A 14,663-nucleotide genomic window follows, 5' to 3' on the forward strand; every position below is an offset into this window, starting at 1 on the left:
TTCACGCATGGCGGCTTCGTTCATGGAAAAAAAAACTCTAATCACATGGCTGGTGTTCACGCTTTGGGGCTACGCGCCGCTGGTTTTCGGCGCGCCCGTGCAGATGAACTCGGTGAAGATTGAGGCCGCCGCGCAGAGTTCACGGCTGGTTTTCGATTTCTCGGCGCCGCCCAAATACCGAATCTCCCGCGGAAGCAAGCCGAATCAGCTGCAAATCGATTTAGAAAATGTTTCCCTGTCCGGAAAACTCGGACTACCCCTGGCGTCTCATCCCCTGATCGCGAAGCTCATTCCGGTATCGGGCAAGGCCAAGGACAGCCCCAGGATTTTGCTCGATCTTAAGCGCCCGGCCGGATACAAGTCTTACGTCACCCGTCTCAAGGGAAGCTCGCGCCTGGTGCTCGAACTGACGCCCCCGATTTTGACCGCCCAGGCGGGAGACAAGGCGGCTTCCAAGGAGCCGGTCAAATCGGCAAAACCGACTAAGATTGCTGCGGCGCCGAAAGCGGCTCCCAAGCCGGTCGCGGCCAAGGCCGGAAGCTCGCCGGGCGAAGCGAGGCCGGTCCGTTTCCTGAAGCCGGCGCTGGCCAAGGAGCGGGTGATCGTCATCGACGCCGGCCACGGCGGCAAAGATACCGGGGCGATTGGTCCCAACGGAACCTATGAAAAAGACGTGGTGCTGGCTATCGCCCGCAAGCTCGAACGGCTGATCCGAGCCGAACCGGGCATGCGGGCGGTCATGGTGCGCAAGAGCGATCAGTTCGTCGATTTGCGCGAACGGGCGGAACTCGCCCGCAAGGCGAAGGCGGATTTGTTTATTTCCCTGCACGCGGACGCCTACGTCGCCAATGACGTAAAGGGGTCTTCCGTATTCACTCTGTCGGATCACGGCGCTTCGAGTGAAGCCGCTCGCTGGCTGGCGGACCGGGAAAACGCCGCTTTGGTGGGCGGTGTTCAGCTCGGGGGAAAAGACAAATTGCTGGCTTCGGTGCTGCTCGATCTGTCGCAAACCGCCACGCTAGATGCCAGCAACCGCGCGGCCGCAAAGGTATTGGGAGAGCTAAGAAAGGATTTCCATCTACATCATCGAGACGTGCAAAAAGCCGGTTTTGCAGTGCTCAAGTCGCCGGACGTTCCCTCGATACTGGTGGAGACGGCGTTCATATCCAACCCGGACGAAGAGCGTAATCTGCGCAATTCGAGCCATCAGGATCAGGTGGCTCGCGCCATATTCGACGGTATCCGCAATTATTTCGCCGAAATTCGGCCGATGGTTCCGGTCGATCTGCGCATGGCCGATGCTCTGGAGAGCGTGGCCGAATCCGACGGCAAGAAGCCGGTCATTCGAAAATAGAACGCTTGCGCCGAAGGTCGGCAAAAGCACCTTTATCCCCGTCTTTCATAATTTCTGTATTTTCCCGAGAATAGCAAGGTATTGAATCCTTGCTCCCGCGGTTCTGTCTAACCGCCAAACCGTTTTCTCGATCGCCGATTCCATCTGCCATGCCCATCCGCATTCTCCCTCCGCAACTCATAAACCAAATCGCCGCCGGGGAGGTGGTCGAGCGCCCCGCCTCGGTGGTGAAAGAATTGGTCGAAAATGCCTTCGACGCCGCCGCGCGCTCGGTAGCCATCGACGTGGAACAGGGCGGATTGCGCATGATGCGCATCCGCGACGACGGCTGCGGCATCGATAGAGAGGAATTGCCGCTCGCCCTGTCCAGGCACGCCACCAGCAAAATCGCCAGTCTGGAGGATCTGGAGCGGGTCTCCAGCATGGGATTCCGGGGCGAAGCTTTGCCCAGCATCAGTTCGGTGGCGCGCTTGACGCTGACCTCGCGGATACGCGGCGAGCGTTGCGCCTGGCGTGTCACCGCGGACGGGACGGAAACCGATTTCGACGTGCAGCCGGCGACCCATCCCGAAGGCACGACGGTGGAGGTTCGCGATCTCTTCTACAACACGCCGGCGCGCCGGAAGTTTCTCCGGTCGGAAAAGACCGAGTTCTCCCATATCGAAACACTGATCAAGCGTATGGCGCTGAGCCGGTTTGAAGTGGGATTTTCCTTGAAGCACGACGAGCGGACGGTATTGAGCTTGCGGCCGGCGGAAACCCAGGCCGAAATCGAGCGGCGCCTGGCCTTGGTGCTCGGTGAGGCGTTTCTGGAAAACGCGCTGGCGGTGGAGTTTTCGGCGGCGGGTCTCAGGCTTTCCGGGTGGGTGGGGTTTCCGACGTTCTCCCGCAGCCAGGCCGACATGCAGTTCTTCTACGTCAACGGGCGTTTGGTCCGGGACAAGCTGGTGAGCTATGCCGTGAAGCAGGCCTATCAGGACGTGCTTTACCACGGGCGCCAGCCGGTGTACGTGCTGTATCTGGAGCTGGACCCGACGTTGGTCGACGTCAATGCTCATCCCGCCAAACTCGAAGTGCGTTTCCGCGATTCCCGGACGGTCCACGATTTTCTGTTTCGCGCGTTGCATCGGGCTTTGGCCGAGACCAAGCCGCGGGCTGTCGAGGCCGAGGCGGTGCCCCATCCGGAAGACAGGCCGGCGCGTGCAGTTTCGGCACCCGAGTTTTCTAAACCGCACCGCCAAGCTACGCTGCCGTTGCAAGTGGCCGAGGCGATTCAAAGTTATGCCGATCTTTATTCCGCTCCGGCTCCTAAGCCGGAAGCGCCGCAGGAACCGGAGCCAGATGAGCAAACGACTCCGCCGCTCGGTTTTGCGGTGGCGCATCTTCATGGCGCTTTCATTCTGGCCGAGAGCCGCAACGGGCTGATCGTGGTGGACGCTCATGCCGCCCACGAACGCATCACCTATGAAAAGCTGAAGGATCAGGTCGGCGCGGGATCAGTTCCGATGCAGCCTTTGCTGCTGCCTATCCGAATTCAGGTTACCGCAGCCGAGGCCGATTTGGCGGAGGAGGCGGCCGGTGTGTTCGAAAGCCTCGGCATCGAACTTCGCCGAAGCGGCCCGGATACGCTCATGTTGCGAGCGGTGCCGGCCTTGCTGGCGGATGCGGACGGCGAGCGCCTGGTGCGCGATGTGTTGGCCGATCTCAACCAGCATGGACGGAGCGTCCGGATCGAGCAGTCCATGAACGAGGTTCTGGCGACCATGGCCTGCCACGGATCGATCAGGGCCAACCGCAAGCTGACCGTGCCGGAAATGAACACGCTGCTCCGCGACATGGAAGCGACGGAGCGCAGCGGCCAGTGCAACCACGGGCGCCCGACCTGGGTCGAGCTAAGCCTCAAGGATCTGAACCGCTTGTTCATGCGCGGCCAGTGACTGAATTACCACCCGCTATCGCCCTGATGGGGCCGACCGCCTCGGGCAAAACGCGGCTGGCCATCGAATTGGCCAAGACGCTGGACGGAGAAGTGATCAGCGTCGATTCCGCACTGGTTTACCGGGGCATGGACATCGGCACCGCCAAGCCGAGCTTGGAGGAAAGGGCAGGCATTCCGCACCATCTGATCGACATTCTTGATCCAGCCGAATCCTATTCCACCGGGCGTTTTCGGGACGAGGCGCTCGCGGCGATGCAGGACATAACAAGCCGCGGCAAGCTGCCGATTCTCGCCGGCGGCACGATGCTGTACTTCAACGCCTTGTTTTACGGGCTTTCGAGTCTGCCCGCTGCCGATCCCGAGATTCGGCGGCAGATCGACGAGGAAGCGGCGAGGGTCGGCTGGGCGAAACTGCACGAGGAACTCGGTCGAATCGACCCGGAAGCTGCGCTTCGCATTCATCCCAACGATCCCCAGCGCATCCAGCGGGCCCTGGAGGTATACCACGCGACCGGGGTTCCGCTGTCCGTGCTGTGCGCCGAGACCCGATCGCCGCCTTTGCCGTTCGATCTGATCAAACTCATCGTCGCGCCGGCAAGCCGCGAGGCCCTGCATGAACGGATTCGCCAGCGCTTCTTGACCATGATCGAAGGCGGATTTATCGACGAAGTCCGCGCCTTGCACGAACGGGACGATCTCCACGCCGATCTGCCCTCCATTCGCGCCGTCGGCTATCGACAGGTCTGGGCTTATCTCGAGGGCGAATACGACCGCGGTACCATGATCGAGCGCGGTATCATCGCCACCCGCCAATTCGCCAAGCGGCAGTTCACCTGGCTGAGGCGTGAGAGGGATGCGCTACGGTATGCCAGCGAGGACGAGAGGTTGGTGGAGTCCGTATTGCGAGACGTGACGGCCCGCCTGAAGCGGTAGAGCGGGGAAGGACGAGCGTCGCATCCGTCTCGCGTACTGATCAGAACGCAGGTAAAGGGCGTGGAGTTTTTACGAGGAGGTCAATTGTCGTCCGCGATGGACATGGTGTCATTCCGGCCCGCATATTTCTCGAGGTTGCCTTCCTCGCCCAGCTTGATCATCAGTCTGACTTCGTTTTTCGAATCCGCGGCATGTAGGGCATCCTCGTACGTGATCTTTCCGGCCTTGTACAGATCGTACAAGGCTTGATCGAAGGTTTGCATACCCTGTTCCCGTGAATGTTTCATCAGTTCCTTCAGCTTATGTACCTCGCCTTTTCGGATGAGATCTGAAGCGAGCGGGGTGTTCAAGAGAATTTCCACCGCCGGATATCGTCCCTTGCCATCGGCCCTGCGAATGAGCTGTTGAGCGATGATGCCCCGGAGGTTGAGGGATAGATCCATGAATAGCTGCGGGTGCATCTCTTCAGGAAAAAAGTGAAGGATTCGGTCCAACGCCTGATTGGCGTTGTTGGCGTGCAGCGTGCTAAGGCAGAGATGGCCCGTCTCGGCAAAGGTGATGGCATGCTGCATCGTCTCGCGGGTCCGGATTTCCCCGATCAGAATAACGTCGGGTGCCTGCCGCAGCGTATTCTTGAGCGCCACCTCGTAGGATTCGGTATCGATCCCGACCTCGCGCTGGGTGACGATGCAGCCGGCATGCGGATGCACATATTCCAGCGGGTCTTCGATCGTGATGATATGCCCGCTCGAATGCTCGTTCCGATGTTTGATGATGGCCGCCAGCGATGTGGATTTTCCCGTTCCGGTCGCACCGACGAACAGGATCAAGCCGCGTTTGGTCATCGATAATTCATTGAGGATCGGCGGCAGATTCAGATCATCGACCGTCGGAATGTTCGTTTCGATCCGCCGCAACACCATTCCGGCGGTGTCTCTTTGAATGAAGGCGCTGACGCGGAAGCGACCTAGGCCGGGCGCTGAAATCGCGAAATTGCACTCCTTGGTATTCTCGAATTCGTCGCGCTGGCGTTGGTTCATGATCCCGATAACGATCTGCCGCGCCTGCTCTTTGCTCAGCTTGGCGTTCGATATCGGCTGAATGACGCCGTCGATCTTCATGCACGGTTCTTTATTGGTGGTGATGAAGAGGTCGGACGCTTTTTTCTGCGTCATCAGCATGAGCAAGGATTCGAAGTCCACGAGCTTGTTCTCCGGCTTTAGAATGCGGCTTTATTGACGGCTCTGACCCGAGCGGCGGCACGCGCCACGACGCCTTTTTCGACCAGTTCCTGCAAGTGCTGGTCGAGCGTTTGCATGCCGTCCTTGCGCCCGGTCTGGATGGCCGAGTACATCTGTGCGACCTTGTCTTCGCGGATGAGGTTGCGGATCGCCGGCGTGCCCACCATGATCTCCCAGGCCGCCGTGCGTCCGCCGCCGTTTTTCTTGAGCAGAGTCTGGGAGATCACGGCCTGCAGGGACTCGGACAGCATCGACCGAATAATGCCTTTTTCGGCGGCCGGGAAAACGTCGATGACGCGGTCTATGGTCTTGGCAGCCGAGTTGGTGTGCAGGGTACCGAAAACCAAGTGACCGGTTTCGGCGGCGGTCAATGCGAGGCGGATGGTTTCCAGGTCGCGCATTTCGCCGACCAGAATCACGTCGGGGTCTTCGCGCAGAGCCGAGCGCAAGGCTTCGTTGAAACCCAAAGTATCCCGGTGAACTTCGCGTTGGTTGATCAACGATTTTTTGCTGGAGTGCACAAACTCGATGGGGTCTTCAATCGTCAGGATATGGGAATACTGGTTCGAGTTGATGTGGTCGATCATCGCGGCGAGGGTGGTCGATTTGCCCGATCCGGTGGGCCCGGTGACCACGATCAGGCCGCGAGGGTGCATGGTAACGTCCTGGAAAAATTTGGGGCAACCCAGTTCCTCCAATGTCAAAACCTTGGACGGAATGGTTCGAAATACCGCCGCCGCGCCCCGGTCCTGGTTGAACGAGTTGACACGAAATCGCGCGACGCCGGGGAGCTCGAACGAAAAGTCGGTCTCCAGAAACTCCTCGTAATCGCGCCGCTGCTTGTCGTTCATGATGTCGTAGATCAGCGCGTGCACCTCTTTGTGGTCGAGCGCCGGCACATTGATGCGGCGTATGTCGCCATCCACGCGGATCATCGGCGGAAGTCCGGCGGACAAATGCAGGTCGGATGCATTGTTCTTGACGGAGAAAGCGAGCAGTTCGGCGATATCCATGGATTCTCTTCTGTAATGGCTCTTGTGTAAGCGTTGGTCGGTAGATACCCTTACCCTCCGGGCAAGTATAGACAAACGTATCAGCAACATGAGGAGTCAAATACAACAGCGCCTGGACGCCGTACGCGAGCGAATTCGACTCGCGGAGACGGCAGCCGGTCGATGCCGGGGTTCGGTTCGGCTGATCGCCGTAAGCAAGACTCAGCCTGCGGAGGCGATTGCCGCCGCTTATTACTGCGGTCAGCGGGAGTTCGGGGAGAACTACGTTCAAGAGGCTCTGGCCAAGCAAGATAAGTTGGCGCATTACGATATCGGCTGGCATTTCATCGGACCCATTCAATCCAACAAAACCAGGTCGATCGCGGCTCGTTTTTCCTGGGTACATAGCGTCGACCGATTCAAGATCGCGGAGCGCCTGAGCGATCAGCGTCCCGAAGAGCTGCCGCCGCTCAACATCTGCATTCAAGTCAACGTCAGCGGAGAAGCGACGAAATCGGGCGTTGCCCCGGAGGAGCTCGACGGGTTGGTCGAAGCGATCGCGGAACTGCCTAGGCTTCGTGTCCGCGGGCTTATGGCCATTCCGGCCCCGACGGACACGATCGACCTTCAGCGCGCATCGTTCCGGAGCTTGCGGCAAGCCGCGGAACGCTTGGGCCGCTTTGGGCTCGATACGCTGTCCATGGGGATGTCCGACGACCTCGAAGCGGCGGTCATGGAAGGTTCGACGATGGTACGTATCGGCACGGCGCTGTTCGGGCCGAGGTCAAGCCGTGACATAGCCGTGCTCGATGCCGGGAGCGTTTCGGACGGCTGAGGAACACTTGTCGGCTTACACGGCGAACGGGACGTTTTTGGGGCCGTGTCTCGGTTAGAATACGTCCGTTGGTTCGGAGATGATTTCAAATGAAAAAGCAAACTTTAGGATTTATCGGCGCCGGAAATATGGCGAGCAGCCTGATCGGCGGTCTCATTTCGGATGGCTATCCGGCGGACAATATTTTCGTGTCGGACGTCGACACCGCGAAGCTGAAGGATTTGGCCAGCCGTTTCGGCGTCCATACGTTCGAAGATAACAAATCCTTGGTCGAGCGCTCCCAGACCGTGTTGCTGGCCGTTAAACCGCAGATTCTTGAACAGGTGGCTCGAGAAATTGCCGGCCCCGTGCGGCAACGCGGCCCCCTGATGATCAGCATCGCCGCGGGTGTTCGCGAGACCGCCCTCGACCACTGGCTGGGCGGCGGCGCAAGCATCGTGCGCTGTATGCCCAATACTCCGGCGCTCGTGAAAACCGGGGCTACCGCATTGCACGCGAACGATCGAGCGAGCGCCGAACATAGAAGTGTGGCGGAAGCGATAGTCCGTGCCGTCGGCATCGCAGTGTGGGTAGAAAAGGAAGAGCTCCTGGATTTGGTGACGGCGCTTTCCGGAAGCGGACCCGCTTACTTTTTTCTGTTCATGGAGGCCATGGAGGATGCGGCGACCGAAATGGGAATGGACAAAGCTACGGCGCGGCTTCTTACCCAGCAGACGGCGCTTGGTGCGGCGCGCATCGCCATAGAATCCGAAGACGGTCCGGCGGAATTGAGAAGAAGGGTTACCTCGCCCGGCGGTACTACGGAAAAGGCAATAGAGGTATTCGAGCGCGGAAGCCTTCGTAGCCTCGTGCTTGACGCCATGAAGGCGGCAAATGCGCGGGCGGCAGAATTGTCCAAGCAACTGGGAGGTTGACGATGTCTCCGGATTTTCTGGTGAATCCCGCTGTTTTTCTGATCGATACGCTCTTCAGTCTTTATATATTCGCGATACTGCTGCGGTTCTTGTTTCAGTGGGTCGATGCGGATTACTACAATCCGATTTCCCAGTTCTTGATCAAGATCACGCACCCGCCGCTTCGCATGTTCCGCCGCTTTATTCCGTCCGTCGGCCGCGTCGACACGGCTTCGCTCGTCTTGATGCTGGGGCTGCAAATGCTGAGCGGCTATCTGATATTCGTGCTTCAGGATACGCGGATCACATTTGCGGCATTGAGTCTGTGGGCTGTCGTGCAGCTCTTGGATTTGCTGTTCAATGTCTATTTTTTCGCCATCATCATCCGTGCGGTCCTGAGTTGGGTCAGTCCAGGGAGCTATAACCCCGCGGTTTCCCTCCTTTACAGCCTTACCGAGCCGCTGCTTCGCTTCAGCCGTCGGCTTTTGCCGCCGATAGGGGGTATCGATCTCTCGCCGTTGATCCCCTTGATCGGCATACAACTCGCCAAAATGCTTGTGCTGCCCCCGCTGCAGCAACTCACGAATCTGCTGAACTGACTTGAGCGATTGGTATACCTGGGACGGCCAGGCACTGGTGCTGAACGTCCACGTACAACCTCGCGCCGGTAAGGACGAGATTGCGGGTTTGCATGGCGATCGGCTCAAGATCCGCATCAAAGCGCCGCCTGTCGACGGCAAAGCAAACCGTTATCTAATCGACTTCCTGGCAGACGTTTTCGGCGTCGCCAAACGCGATGTGGTTTTGCTGGCCGGTGAAACCGGCCGGGATAAGCGGTTCAAAATCTGCTCTCCAAAACGCTGGCCGGCATGGTGGGCAGAGCTCTCGAAAATGGACTGAATTTTGAATTGGTCTAAACTTCATCCCAACTGTCCCCAGAATTGCACTTTATTCCACTAGACGATCGGGTCGAGAGTCGGAGATGAGCATCATTCATTTAGAAGACAAGCTGCGAGGCTACGGCCAGTGGCGTGAGCAACTGAGCCAGGCGGTTGAGCGATATCGTTCCTGGCTTGATCAGCATGAATTGAACAGCGATGCCGTAAATGAAACTCTTCTGGGCATGCTCGACAGCTTGCGCGCGGATCGTATTGTGCTTGCCTTCGCCGCCGAATTTTCGCGAGGCAAGACCGAGCTCATTAACGCTTTGTTTTTCTCGGATACCGGTGTTCGGCTTTTGCCATCATCTCCCGGAAGAACAACCATGTGTCCGACGGAGATCTTTTACGACCCCGAAGGCGGTGCCTATATCCGACTCTTGGCGATCGAGAGCCGTCTGAACCAGGCATCGCTCAGCGAATACAAGCGACACCCGCAGAGTTGGATGCAGATCGAATTGGATTGCACCTCGCCGGTGCAAATGCAGGAAGCATTTCAAGAGCTGACCGCAACCAAGCGTGTGCCGCTCGAAGAAGCGAAGCAGCTCGGTCTGTACAACGAAGATCTTCATCCGGGACAGGTGGTGGCGCCGGAGACCGTCGAGATTCCGTGCTGGCGTCACGCATTGATCAGTTTTCCGCATTACCTCTTAAAGGAAGGCCTTACCATTCTGGACACACCCGGTCTCAACGCACTCGGGGCGGAACCCGAGTTGACCTTGCACATGCTGCCCAGCGCTCAAGCGGTTATCTTCGTGCTTGCAGCGGATACCGGGGTTACCAAGAGCGATCTGGATATGTGGTGCAACCATGTTCGGGGTTCCCGCCAAGGCCAGCAGAAAAGAAGCGGTCTGGCGGTGGTCATGAACAAGATCGATTCGATGTGGGGGGATTTGCACGGAGACGACGTCATCGAGAAATCGATTCGCGCCCAAATCGACTCAGTTGCCAGAACTTTGGAAGTCGACGCGAGCTCGATTTTTCCCTTGACCGCCAAACAGGCTTTGCTTGCCAAAGTGAAGGGCGACCAAGAACTCCTGGAAAAAAGCCGTCTCCATCTTTTTGAGAGTTTCTTGGCCGAAAAAGTGGTAAAGGAGAGGCAGAATCTGCTGATGACGTCGGTCACCGAGAGGATCGGCCATTTGGTTACCGAATCGACCGGTGTACTGCAGGCCCATATAGCGGATGCCGAGCGCCAGATCAACGATCTCCGCAATGTCGATGTCAATAATCGGGACAAGATCAAGCAGCTGATGACCGAGACCCGAGACCAGCAAAATGCTTATTTGGCCAGCGTAAACCAATTTCAGGCGAGCCGACGGGTGTTCGCGGTGCAGGCCAAGGCTTTGGTCGAGTCCCTGGCGCCGGAAAGCATCGATGAGATTATCAAGCGAACTCGGCGGCAGATGGCCGGAAGTCTGACGACGATCGGGATGAAATCGGTCATGGCGGGAGTGCTCGAGGAGTTGAACGGCGTGCTTGTCAAAGCCGTGTCGATCTCTGAGGAAAGTCGAAAACTGGTGAAAGGGATATACGGAAAATTCCAGGAGGAATATGGCTTTGCCGATCTCAAGGCGCCGTCGCTCTCGCTCAAGAAATATCAGGCCGAACTGGAGCGGGTATTCAAGGAAGGGGAGGCTTTCAGAGACAGTGCTTCGTCAACTTTGATGGAGCAGAGCATGGTTGTGGTAAAGCTTTATACAACGGTTGTCGCCCGCGCCCGAGAGCTTTTTCTGCACGCACACAAGGATGCGGTGGGTTGGTCCGGCATGGCCCTTACGCCGCTTATCCATCAAATTCGGGATCATAAACGCGTAATCGAAAGCAAGCTGGACGTATTGCGCAAGATCAACGAATCCAGTCACTCCTTGGATCAGGAGATCGCCGCGCTCACCCAGGCTTTGGAGCCGCTCCGTCGGCAATACGATGAACTCCTGGCCATACGGCAAGCGATGCAGCTGGATGACGTACAGCCAGAGGTCGAGGCGGAGGAGGGGCCGTTCCAACCCGCGGAAGCAGTGGCCGGCTAAAGATCGTCTGCTCGCCGGATAAAAATCAAATCCCATACGCCGTGTCCGAGCTCTTGTCCGCGGCGTTCGAATTTGGTCAACGCTCTGTGCGTCGGGCGAGGGGAAAACTTGCTCCCGCCTGCGGTGTTTTCAAGACGATCGCAATGTTCGAGCACGTCCAGCATGTGCTGAGCATAATCTTCCCAGTCCGTGGCGGCATGAAAATAGCCACCGTACTTGAGCTTCCGCGCTACGAGGCTGATAAATTCCGGGTTGACCAGTCGGCGTTTGTGGTGGCGCTTTTTGGGCCACGGATCCGGGAAAAACAAGTTCACGCCCGAAAGGCTTCCGTCAGCGATCTGATTTGTCAGGATGTCGACAGCGTCGGCGCAAAAAATACGCACATTATTTAGTTCGCGTTCTTTTAGGCGCGCCAGCAACTGCGCGACGCCAGGTCGGTGGACTTCTACGCCTATGAAGTTGGTCTGCGGCTGGTCGCCGGCGAGTTGTGCCAGAGTTTCGCCGTTACCGAAGCCGATTTCGACGACCAGAGGCGCGCCCCGGCCGAAAATCGCCTCGAAATCGGGGGGCGTATCGGCGACATTTAGTCCATAGATGGGCCAAAGAGCCTCCATGGCTCTCCGTTGCGCTACGGTGAATCGACCTTGGCGGAGAGTGAAGCTGCGGATGGAACGGTGGTGCGAATCACTGTCTTGGACCGAGTTGTTCGAGCCGGAATTAACGGACGCGTTTAGGCTGTCGTTCATGGGCAGGATGCCTGATTTCGAATTTGTTCGGAAGTGCGGAACCGAAAAGATGGAAGAACTCGACCGACTATTTTAGCGGAGCCGGCCTCGACTCGTGCTCCTGTTCCGCCGCATAAATAGGTGAGAATTATAAAATGGTATCCATGCTTGACGGACCAAAAAATACGATGGATTTTCCGGTATTAATCGAACTTTATCGGTCGACATTCGTAGGCGTCATTCAAGATCGCTTTCGCTACATGTTGGACGATTTGAATCTAGCGACGGCTGTTCAAAACATCGAAAGCTTCGATTCGACATTACAGGATCATCTTGCCGACGTGTGGACAACTCTTCACCTTGATCAAGAGGTCGTTTCGGAAAGTCTTAGCCAGGAATTGCTGGGTTCTTTTGCGCGTTTTTCGGATCAACAGGATGCCGGCAAGCAGAACTCTAGCGCGGACGCCGGTGACCGTGCATGGCAGACCGGCCAAATACCAGGCTATCGGCGGACATTTGCGGTGGACGAGCATCTGGCCCGTGGGGTTCGGGACGTCGAACTCCAACACGGTCAAAGTATTCGTCGTCTCGATGAAACTTATGCCGAGGTAGTCGGCCGAGCGCTTGATTCATTACCGGCCACACCCTGGAGCCCCGTCGCGATATTGGATGCGTTGTCAGCGGTTCTCGATCGGATCGAGGTTCCGATTCATCAAAAAGTGCGCCTAGTATTGTACGAAAAATTCATCAAAGACGTTCTGAGACACCTTGGCGAAGCATGCCTCGCATTTCGGCATGCTTTGAACGAACACAAAAGTAAAAGTGACGCGCGCGGCACGTCTGCCCGTGCGAAGGAGTTGAAGCCGCCGTTCGCCGGCAGAATTGTGCCCGAGGAAAAGGCGATTTGGGATGCGGTCGGTTACGGGGCTGGCCCGATAAGCCCAAGCCCAAAGAAGCGCGGCGAAACCGAATATGAGGAGGAAACGGCTACCGCGCCGGCGGAGTGCCGTGAGGGTGGGTCTCAAAAGCCATGGTTCCGCCGTTACGCTCACGTGCTTGCTTCTTTGCTCCTGACCATATTGCTTGCGACCGCGGCTTGGCAGCTGGGTACACGGTTTGCCGAGCATCGGCACGGACGTGTCGCGCAAGACGAAGCTCGCCGGCAGACCGAATCGGCGAGCTTGGATGAAAAAGCCCTGCTTCGGGAGAGTACGTCGACTAGCATCGGCGAAGGGATCACGCCGCCGGATGGTTCATCGCCCGAACTCACCAAGGAAGAATCCGTGCAGCCCCCGACCGGTTCCGACACGCGTGCGAAATACGAAATCCTACGCGCGATCGAGCTGACGGATTTTAGCTGGACTTTAGATCCAGCAGACAAAACGATGTTGTTCGATTTTTCTATCAAGAACGGCAGTGAACGGCGAATCAGCGGAATCGAAGTGGTTTGTCTTCAGTATTCCAAGGATCTGGAGCTTTTGGAGCCTCTAAAAGCCGTATTATCGGGAACGATCGAACCGAACACGACTCGAACCTTTTTGCAAATTCCTGCGGGACTTGCGAATGACAGCGTCGGTCGGGTCAGTTGTGTGATTCCGGACGTAAACCTGGAATAAGTGTTTGTGTCCGACAGCCAACTGAAAGCAGCCTCAGTTCTACTATTCGCATGCAGTCTACCGAACAGCTCATCTTGCAGTGGTAAAATGGTCCGGGATGGACGTTTGAGATGCAGCAATCGTTGATGGCCACGTCGCTTTTTGCGCGTCCGGCGCTAATTCCAACGTTCTGTCACGAAAGGCACATCTGTGGATAACGTGCGCCTGCGGATGAGAAGCCTTCAGTGAGCGGTAGCGGTGGCATAGCGCCACTGGGGCGGAAGCGTTTGAGTTCCCCCGCCGGCGGCAGGCTGAATCGCTACGGTCGCTTGTAAGTATCCGAACGATTGCGAGCAGTCGTCGACCGTTTCCTGCTCGCAATCATCCGGGCTTGTTCGCATTGTTTCCAGTGAGCGGACGAGAAAGCTTCTCGTTTAAGGTGTCGTATTGCTTTCTGGCGATGGGGGCGGCGTGACGGGCACCACTTCCGTTTGGTTCGGTTTAGGCAGATCGGAATCTGGGGCCGGAGTCGGAGCGGTTAACTCCTTTGGCGGCATGCTGGGTTGTTGCTCGGATCGCTCGCATCCCATCAGCAACAAGGGTAGAGCCAAGAAAATAGGGTGTGCTGTCCTAAGTAGTTGCCGTACTTTCATAAGTGTCTCCCGAAGTTATCGAGGGTAGAGAATTTAGGCTTGTCGACTTGGCCTAAGCGATAACCAGCAAAACCTATGCCAGATCTAATTGGGAGGGCATGGTCGACATCGATAGGAAATCCATAAATGCAAGGTACGGGTGCGAGACCCGAGTTACTGCGGCGTTGATCGAAAAGAACTGCCGCTGATCACCAGAGACTTTAGCTGTGGGGCCGGTGGTGGATGGAGGCGCCTCGTTTGTGGAAATGACGCCACTGCACGACGTCCGCTGTCGGGGGCGGTTTCAGCGCGAACCGCCAACCGGTGCTCAAGCCGCAGCCGAGGGAAATCCATCGGCAATGGGGGAAACCGGTCGTTCCATGCCGATTGCGTAGTCATACTTTTAGGAACCCCGGTTCCCAACGGCAGCGGAGAATTGGCAACAGGTATTCCCCTCGCGCGGGGGCGCAGGGCCGATTTTGTGCGCTCGACCAGTTCCGGGTAATGGTCAAATTTTGCCGGCCCGTCAACTTTCGAGCATAACTCCCAGTTCCAA

General features: G+C 57.5%; 13 protein-coding genes. 9 read left to right on the forward strand and 4 right to left on the reverse strand.

Annotated features, from left to right (window positions below):
* Positions 1 to 22 precede the first annotated feature (22 nt).
* Positions 23 to 1,354 carry an N-acetylmuramoyl-L-alanine amidase gene (locus tag ACR2TX_RS15835; protein ID WP_434130074.1) on the forward strand — a complete coding sequence of 444 codons (1,332 nt, stop codon included), beginning with the start codon at positions 23 to 25 and terminating at the stop codon, positions 1,352 to 1,354.
* Here ACR2TX_RS15835 and ACR2TX_RS15840 read toward each other — a convergent pair.
* Positions 1,341 to 1,511, reverse strand: a complete 171-nt coding sequence (locus tag ACR2TX_RS15840) for a hypothetical protein (RefSeq protein ID WP_168175385.1) — start codon at positions 1,509 to 1,511, stop codon at positions 1,341 to 1,343. The genes ACR2TX_RS15835 and ACR2TX_RS15840 overlap by 14 nt on opposite strands.
* Here ACR2TX_RS15840 and mutL point away from each other — a divergent pair.
* Positions 1,504 to 3,291 (forward strand): DNA mismatch repair endonuclease MutL, encoded by a 1,788-nt coding sequence (gene mutL, locus ACR2TX_RS15845; protein WP_434130076.1) that lies wholly within the window; start codon positions 1,504 to 1,506, stop codon positions 3,289 to 3,291. The genes ACR2TX_RS15840 and mutL overlap by 8 nt on opposite strands.
* Positions 3,288 to 4,226 (forward strand): tRNA (adenosine(37)-N6)-dimethylallyltransferase MiaA, encoded by a 939-nt coding sequence (gene miaA / locus ACR2TX_RS15850; RefSeq protein WP_086135056.1) that lies wholly within the window; start codon positions 3,288 to 3,290, stop codon positions 4,224 to 4,226. Before mutL ends, miaA begins: the two co-directional genes overlap by 4 nt.
* An 80-nt stretch (positions 4,227 to 4,306) precedes the next feature.
* Here miaA and ACR2TX_RS15855 read toward each other — a convergent pair whose 3' ends face one another.
* Both ACR2TX_RS15855 and ACR2TX_RS15860 read right to left on the reverse strand, forming a co-directional pair.
* Complete coding sequence (locus tag ACR2TX_RS15855) at positions 4,307 to 5,428, reverse strand: PilT/PilU family type 4a pilus ATPase (RefSeq protein WP_077729824.1); 1,122 nt, start codon at positions 5,426 to 5,428, stop codon at positions 4,307 to 4,309.
* Between the two features lie 17 nt (positions 5,429 to 5,445).
* Positions 5,446 to 6,480, reverse strand: a complete 1,035-nt coding sequence (locus ACR2TX_RS15860) for a type IV pilus twitching motility protein PilT (protein WP_077729823.1) — start codon at positions 6,478 to 6,480, stop codon at positions 5,446 to 5,448.
* A gap of 88 nt (positions 6,481 to 6,568) precedes the next feature.
* Between ACR2TX_RS15860 and ACR2TX_RS15865 the strand changes: the two genes are divergently transcribed.
* The 5 genes from ACR2TX_RS15865 (at position 6,569) to ACR2TX_RS15885 (ending at position 11,155) form a co-directional block, all read left to right on the forward strand.
* Entirely contained in the window at positions 6,569 to 7,294 is a 726-nt protein-coding gene (locus ACR2TX_RS15865) for a YggS family pyridoxal phosphate-dependent enzyme (protein ID WP_434130079.1), read from the forward strand.
* Between the two features lie 89 nt (positions 7,295 to 7,383).
* The gene (gene proC / locus ACR2TX_RS15870; protein ID WP_086135058.1) at positions 7,384 to 8,208 is read left to right on the forward strand and encodes a pyrroline-5-carboxylate reductase; all 825 of its coding nucleotides are present in this window, start codon (positions 7,384 to 7,386) and stop codon (positions 8,206 to 8,208) included.
* A 2-nt stretch (positions 8,209 to 8,210) separates the two neighbouring features.
* Positions 8,211 to 8,786, forward strand: coding sequence for a YggT family protein (locus tag ACR2TX_RS15875; RefSeq protein WP_077729820.1), 576 nt, complete (start codon positions 8,211 to 8,213; stop codon positions 8,784 to 8,786).
* 1 nt (position 8,787) lies between these two features.
* Positions 8,788 to 9,087 (forward strand): DUF167 family protein, encoded by a 300-nt coding sequence (locus ACR2TX_RS15880; protein WP_077729819.1) that lies wholly within the window; start codon positions 8,788 to 8,790, stop codon positions 9,085 to 9,087.
* A gap of 82 nt (positions 9,088 to 9,169) precedes the next feature.
* Complete coding sequence (locus ACR2TX_RS15885) at positions 9,170 to 11,155, forward strand: dynamin family protein (protein ID WP_434130081.1); 1,986 nt, start codon at positions 9,170 to 9,172, stop codon at positions 11,153 to 11,155.
* Here ACR2TX_RS15885 and trmB read toward each other — a convergent pair.
* Positions 11,152 to 11,901, reverse strand: coding sequence for a tRNA (guanosine(46)-N7)-methyltransferase TrmB (gene trmB / locus ACR2TX_RS15890; protein ID WP_434112330.1), 750 nt, complete (start codon positions 11,899 to 11,901; stop codon positions 11,152 to 11,154). The genes ACR2TX_RS15885 and trmB overlap by 4 nt on opposite strands.
* A 167-nt stretch (positions 11,902 to 12,068) precedes the next feature.
* Here trmB and ACR2TX_RS15895 point away from each other — a divergent pair, with 167 nt between their 5' ends.
* Complete coding sequence (locus ACR2TX_RS15895; RefSeq protein ID WP_434130083.1) at positions 12,069 to 13,496, forward strand: hypothetical protein; 1,428 nt, start codon at positions 12,069 to 12,071, stop codon at positions 13,494 to 13,496.
* Positions 13,497 to 14,663 lie beyond the last annotated feature (1,167 nt).

It is taken from the genome of Methylocaldum sp. GT1BB (genome assembly GCF_051027545.1).
Classification (GTDB): domain Bacteria; phylum Pseudomonadota; class Gammaproteobacteria; order Methylococcales; family Methylococcaceae; genus Methylocaldum.

Excerpts from the sequence above, each read along its gene's own strand:
- ACR2TX_RS15860 (WP_077729823.1), bottom strand. The coding sequence starts at position 6,480 with ATGGATATCGCCGAACTGCTCGCTTTCTCCGTCAAGAACAATGCATCC.
- proC (WP_086135058.1), top strand. The coding sequence starts at position 7,384 with ATGAAAAAGCAAACTTTAGGATTTATCGGCGCCGGAAATATGGCGAGC.
- ACR2TX_RS15875 (WP_077729820.1), top strand. The coding sequence starts at position 8,211 with ATGTCTCCGGATTTTCTGGTGAATCCCGCTGTTTTTCTGATCGATACG.
- trmB (WP_434112330.1), bottom strand. The coding sequence starts at position 11,901 with ATGAACGACAGCCTAAACGCGTCCGTTAATTCCGGCTCGAACAACTCG.
- ACR2TX_RS15835 (WP_434130074.1), top strand. The coding sequence starts at position 23 with ATGGAAAAAAAAACTCTAATCACATGGCTGGTGTTCACGCTTTGGGGC.
- ACR2TX_RS15885 (WP_434130081.1), top strand. The coding sequence starts at position 9,170 with ATGAGCATCATTCATTTAGAAGACAAGCTGCGAGGCTACGGCCAGTGG.
- ACR2TX_RS15865 (WP_434130079.1), top strand. The coding sequence starts at position 6,569 with ATGAGGAGTCAAATACAACAGCGCCTGGACGCCGTACGCGAGCGAATT.
- ACR2TX_RS15895 (WP_434130083.1), top strand. The coding sequence starts at position 12,069 with ATGGATTTTCCGGTATTAATCGAACTTTATCGGTCGACATTCGTAGGC.
- ACR2TX_RS15840 (WP_168175385.1), bottom strand. The coding sequence starts at position 1,511 with ATGGGCATGGCAGATGGAATCGGCGATCGAGAAAACGGTTTGGCGGTT.
- mutL (WP_434130076.1), top strand. The coding sequence starts at position 1,504 with ATGCCCATCCGCATTCTCCCTCCGCAACTCATAAACCAAATCGCCGCC.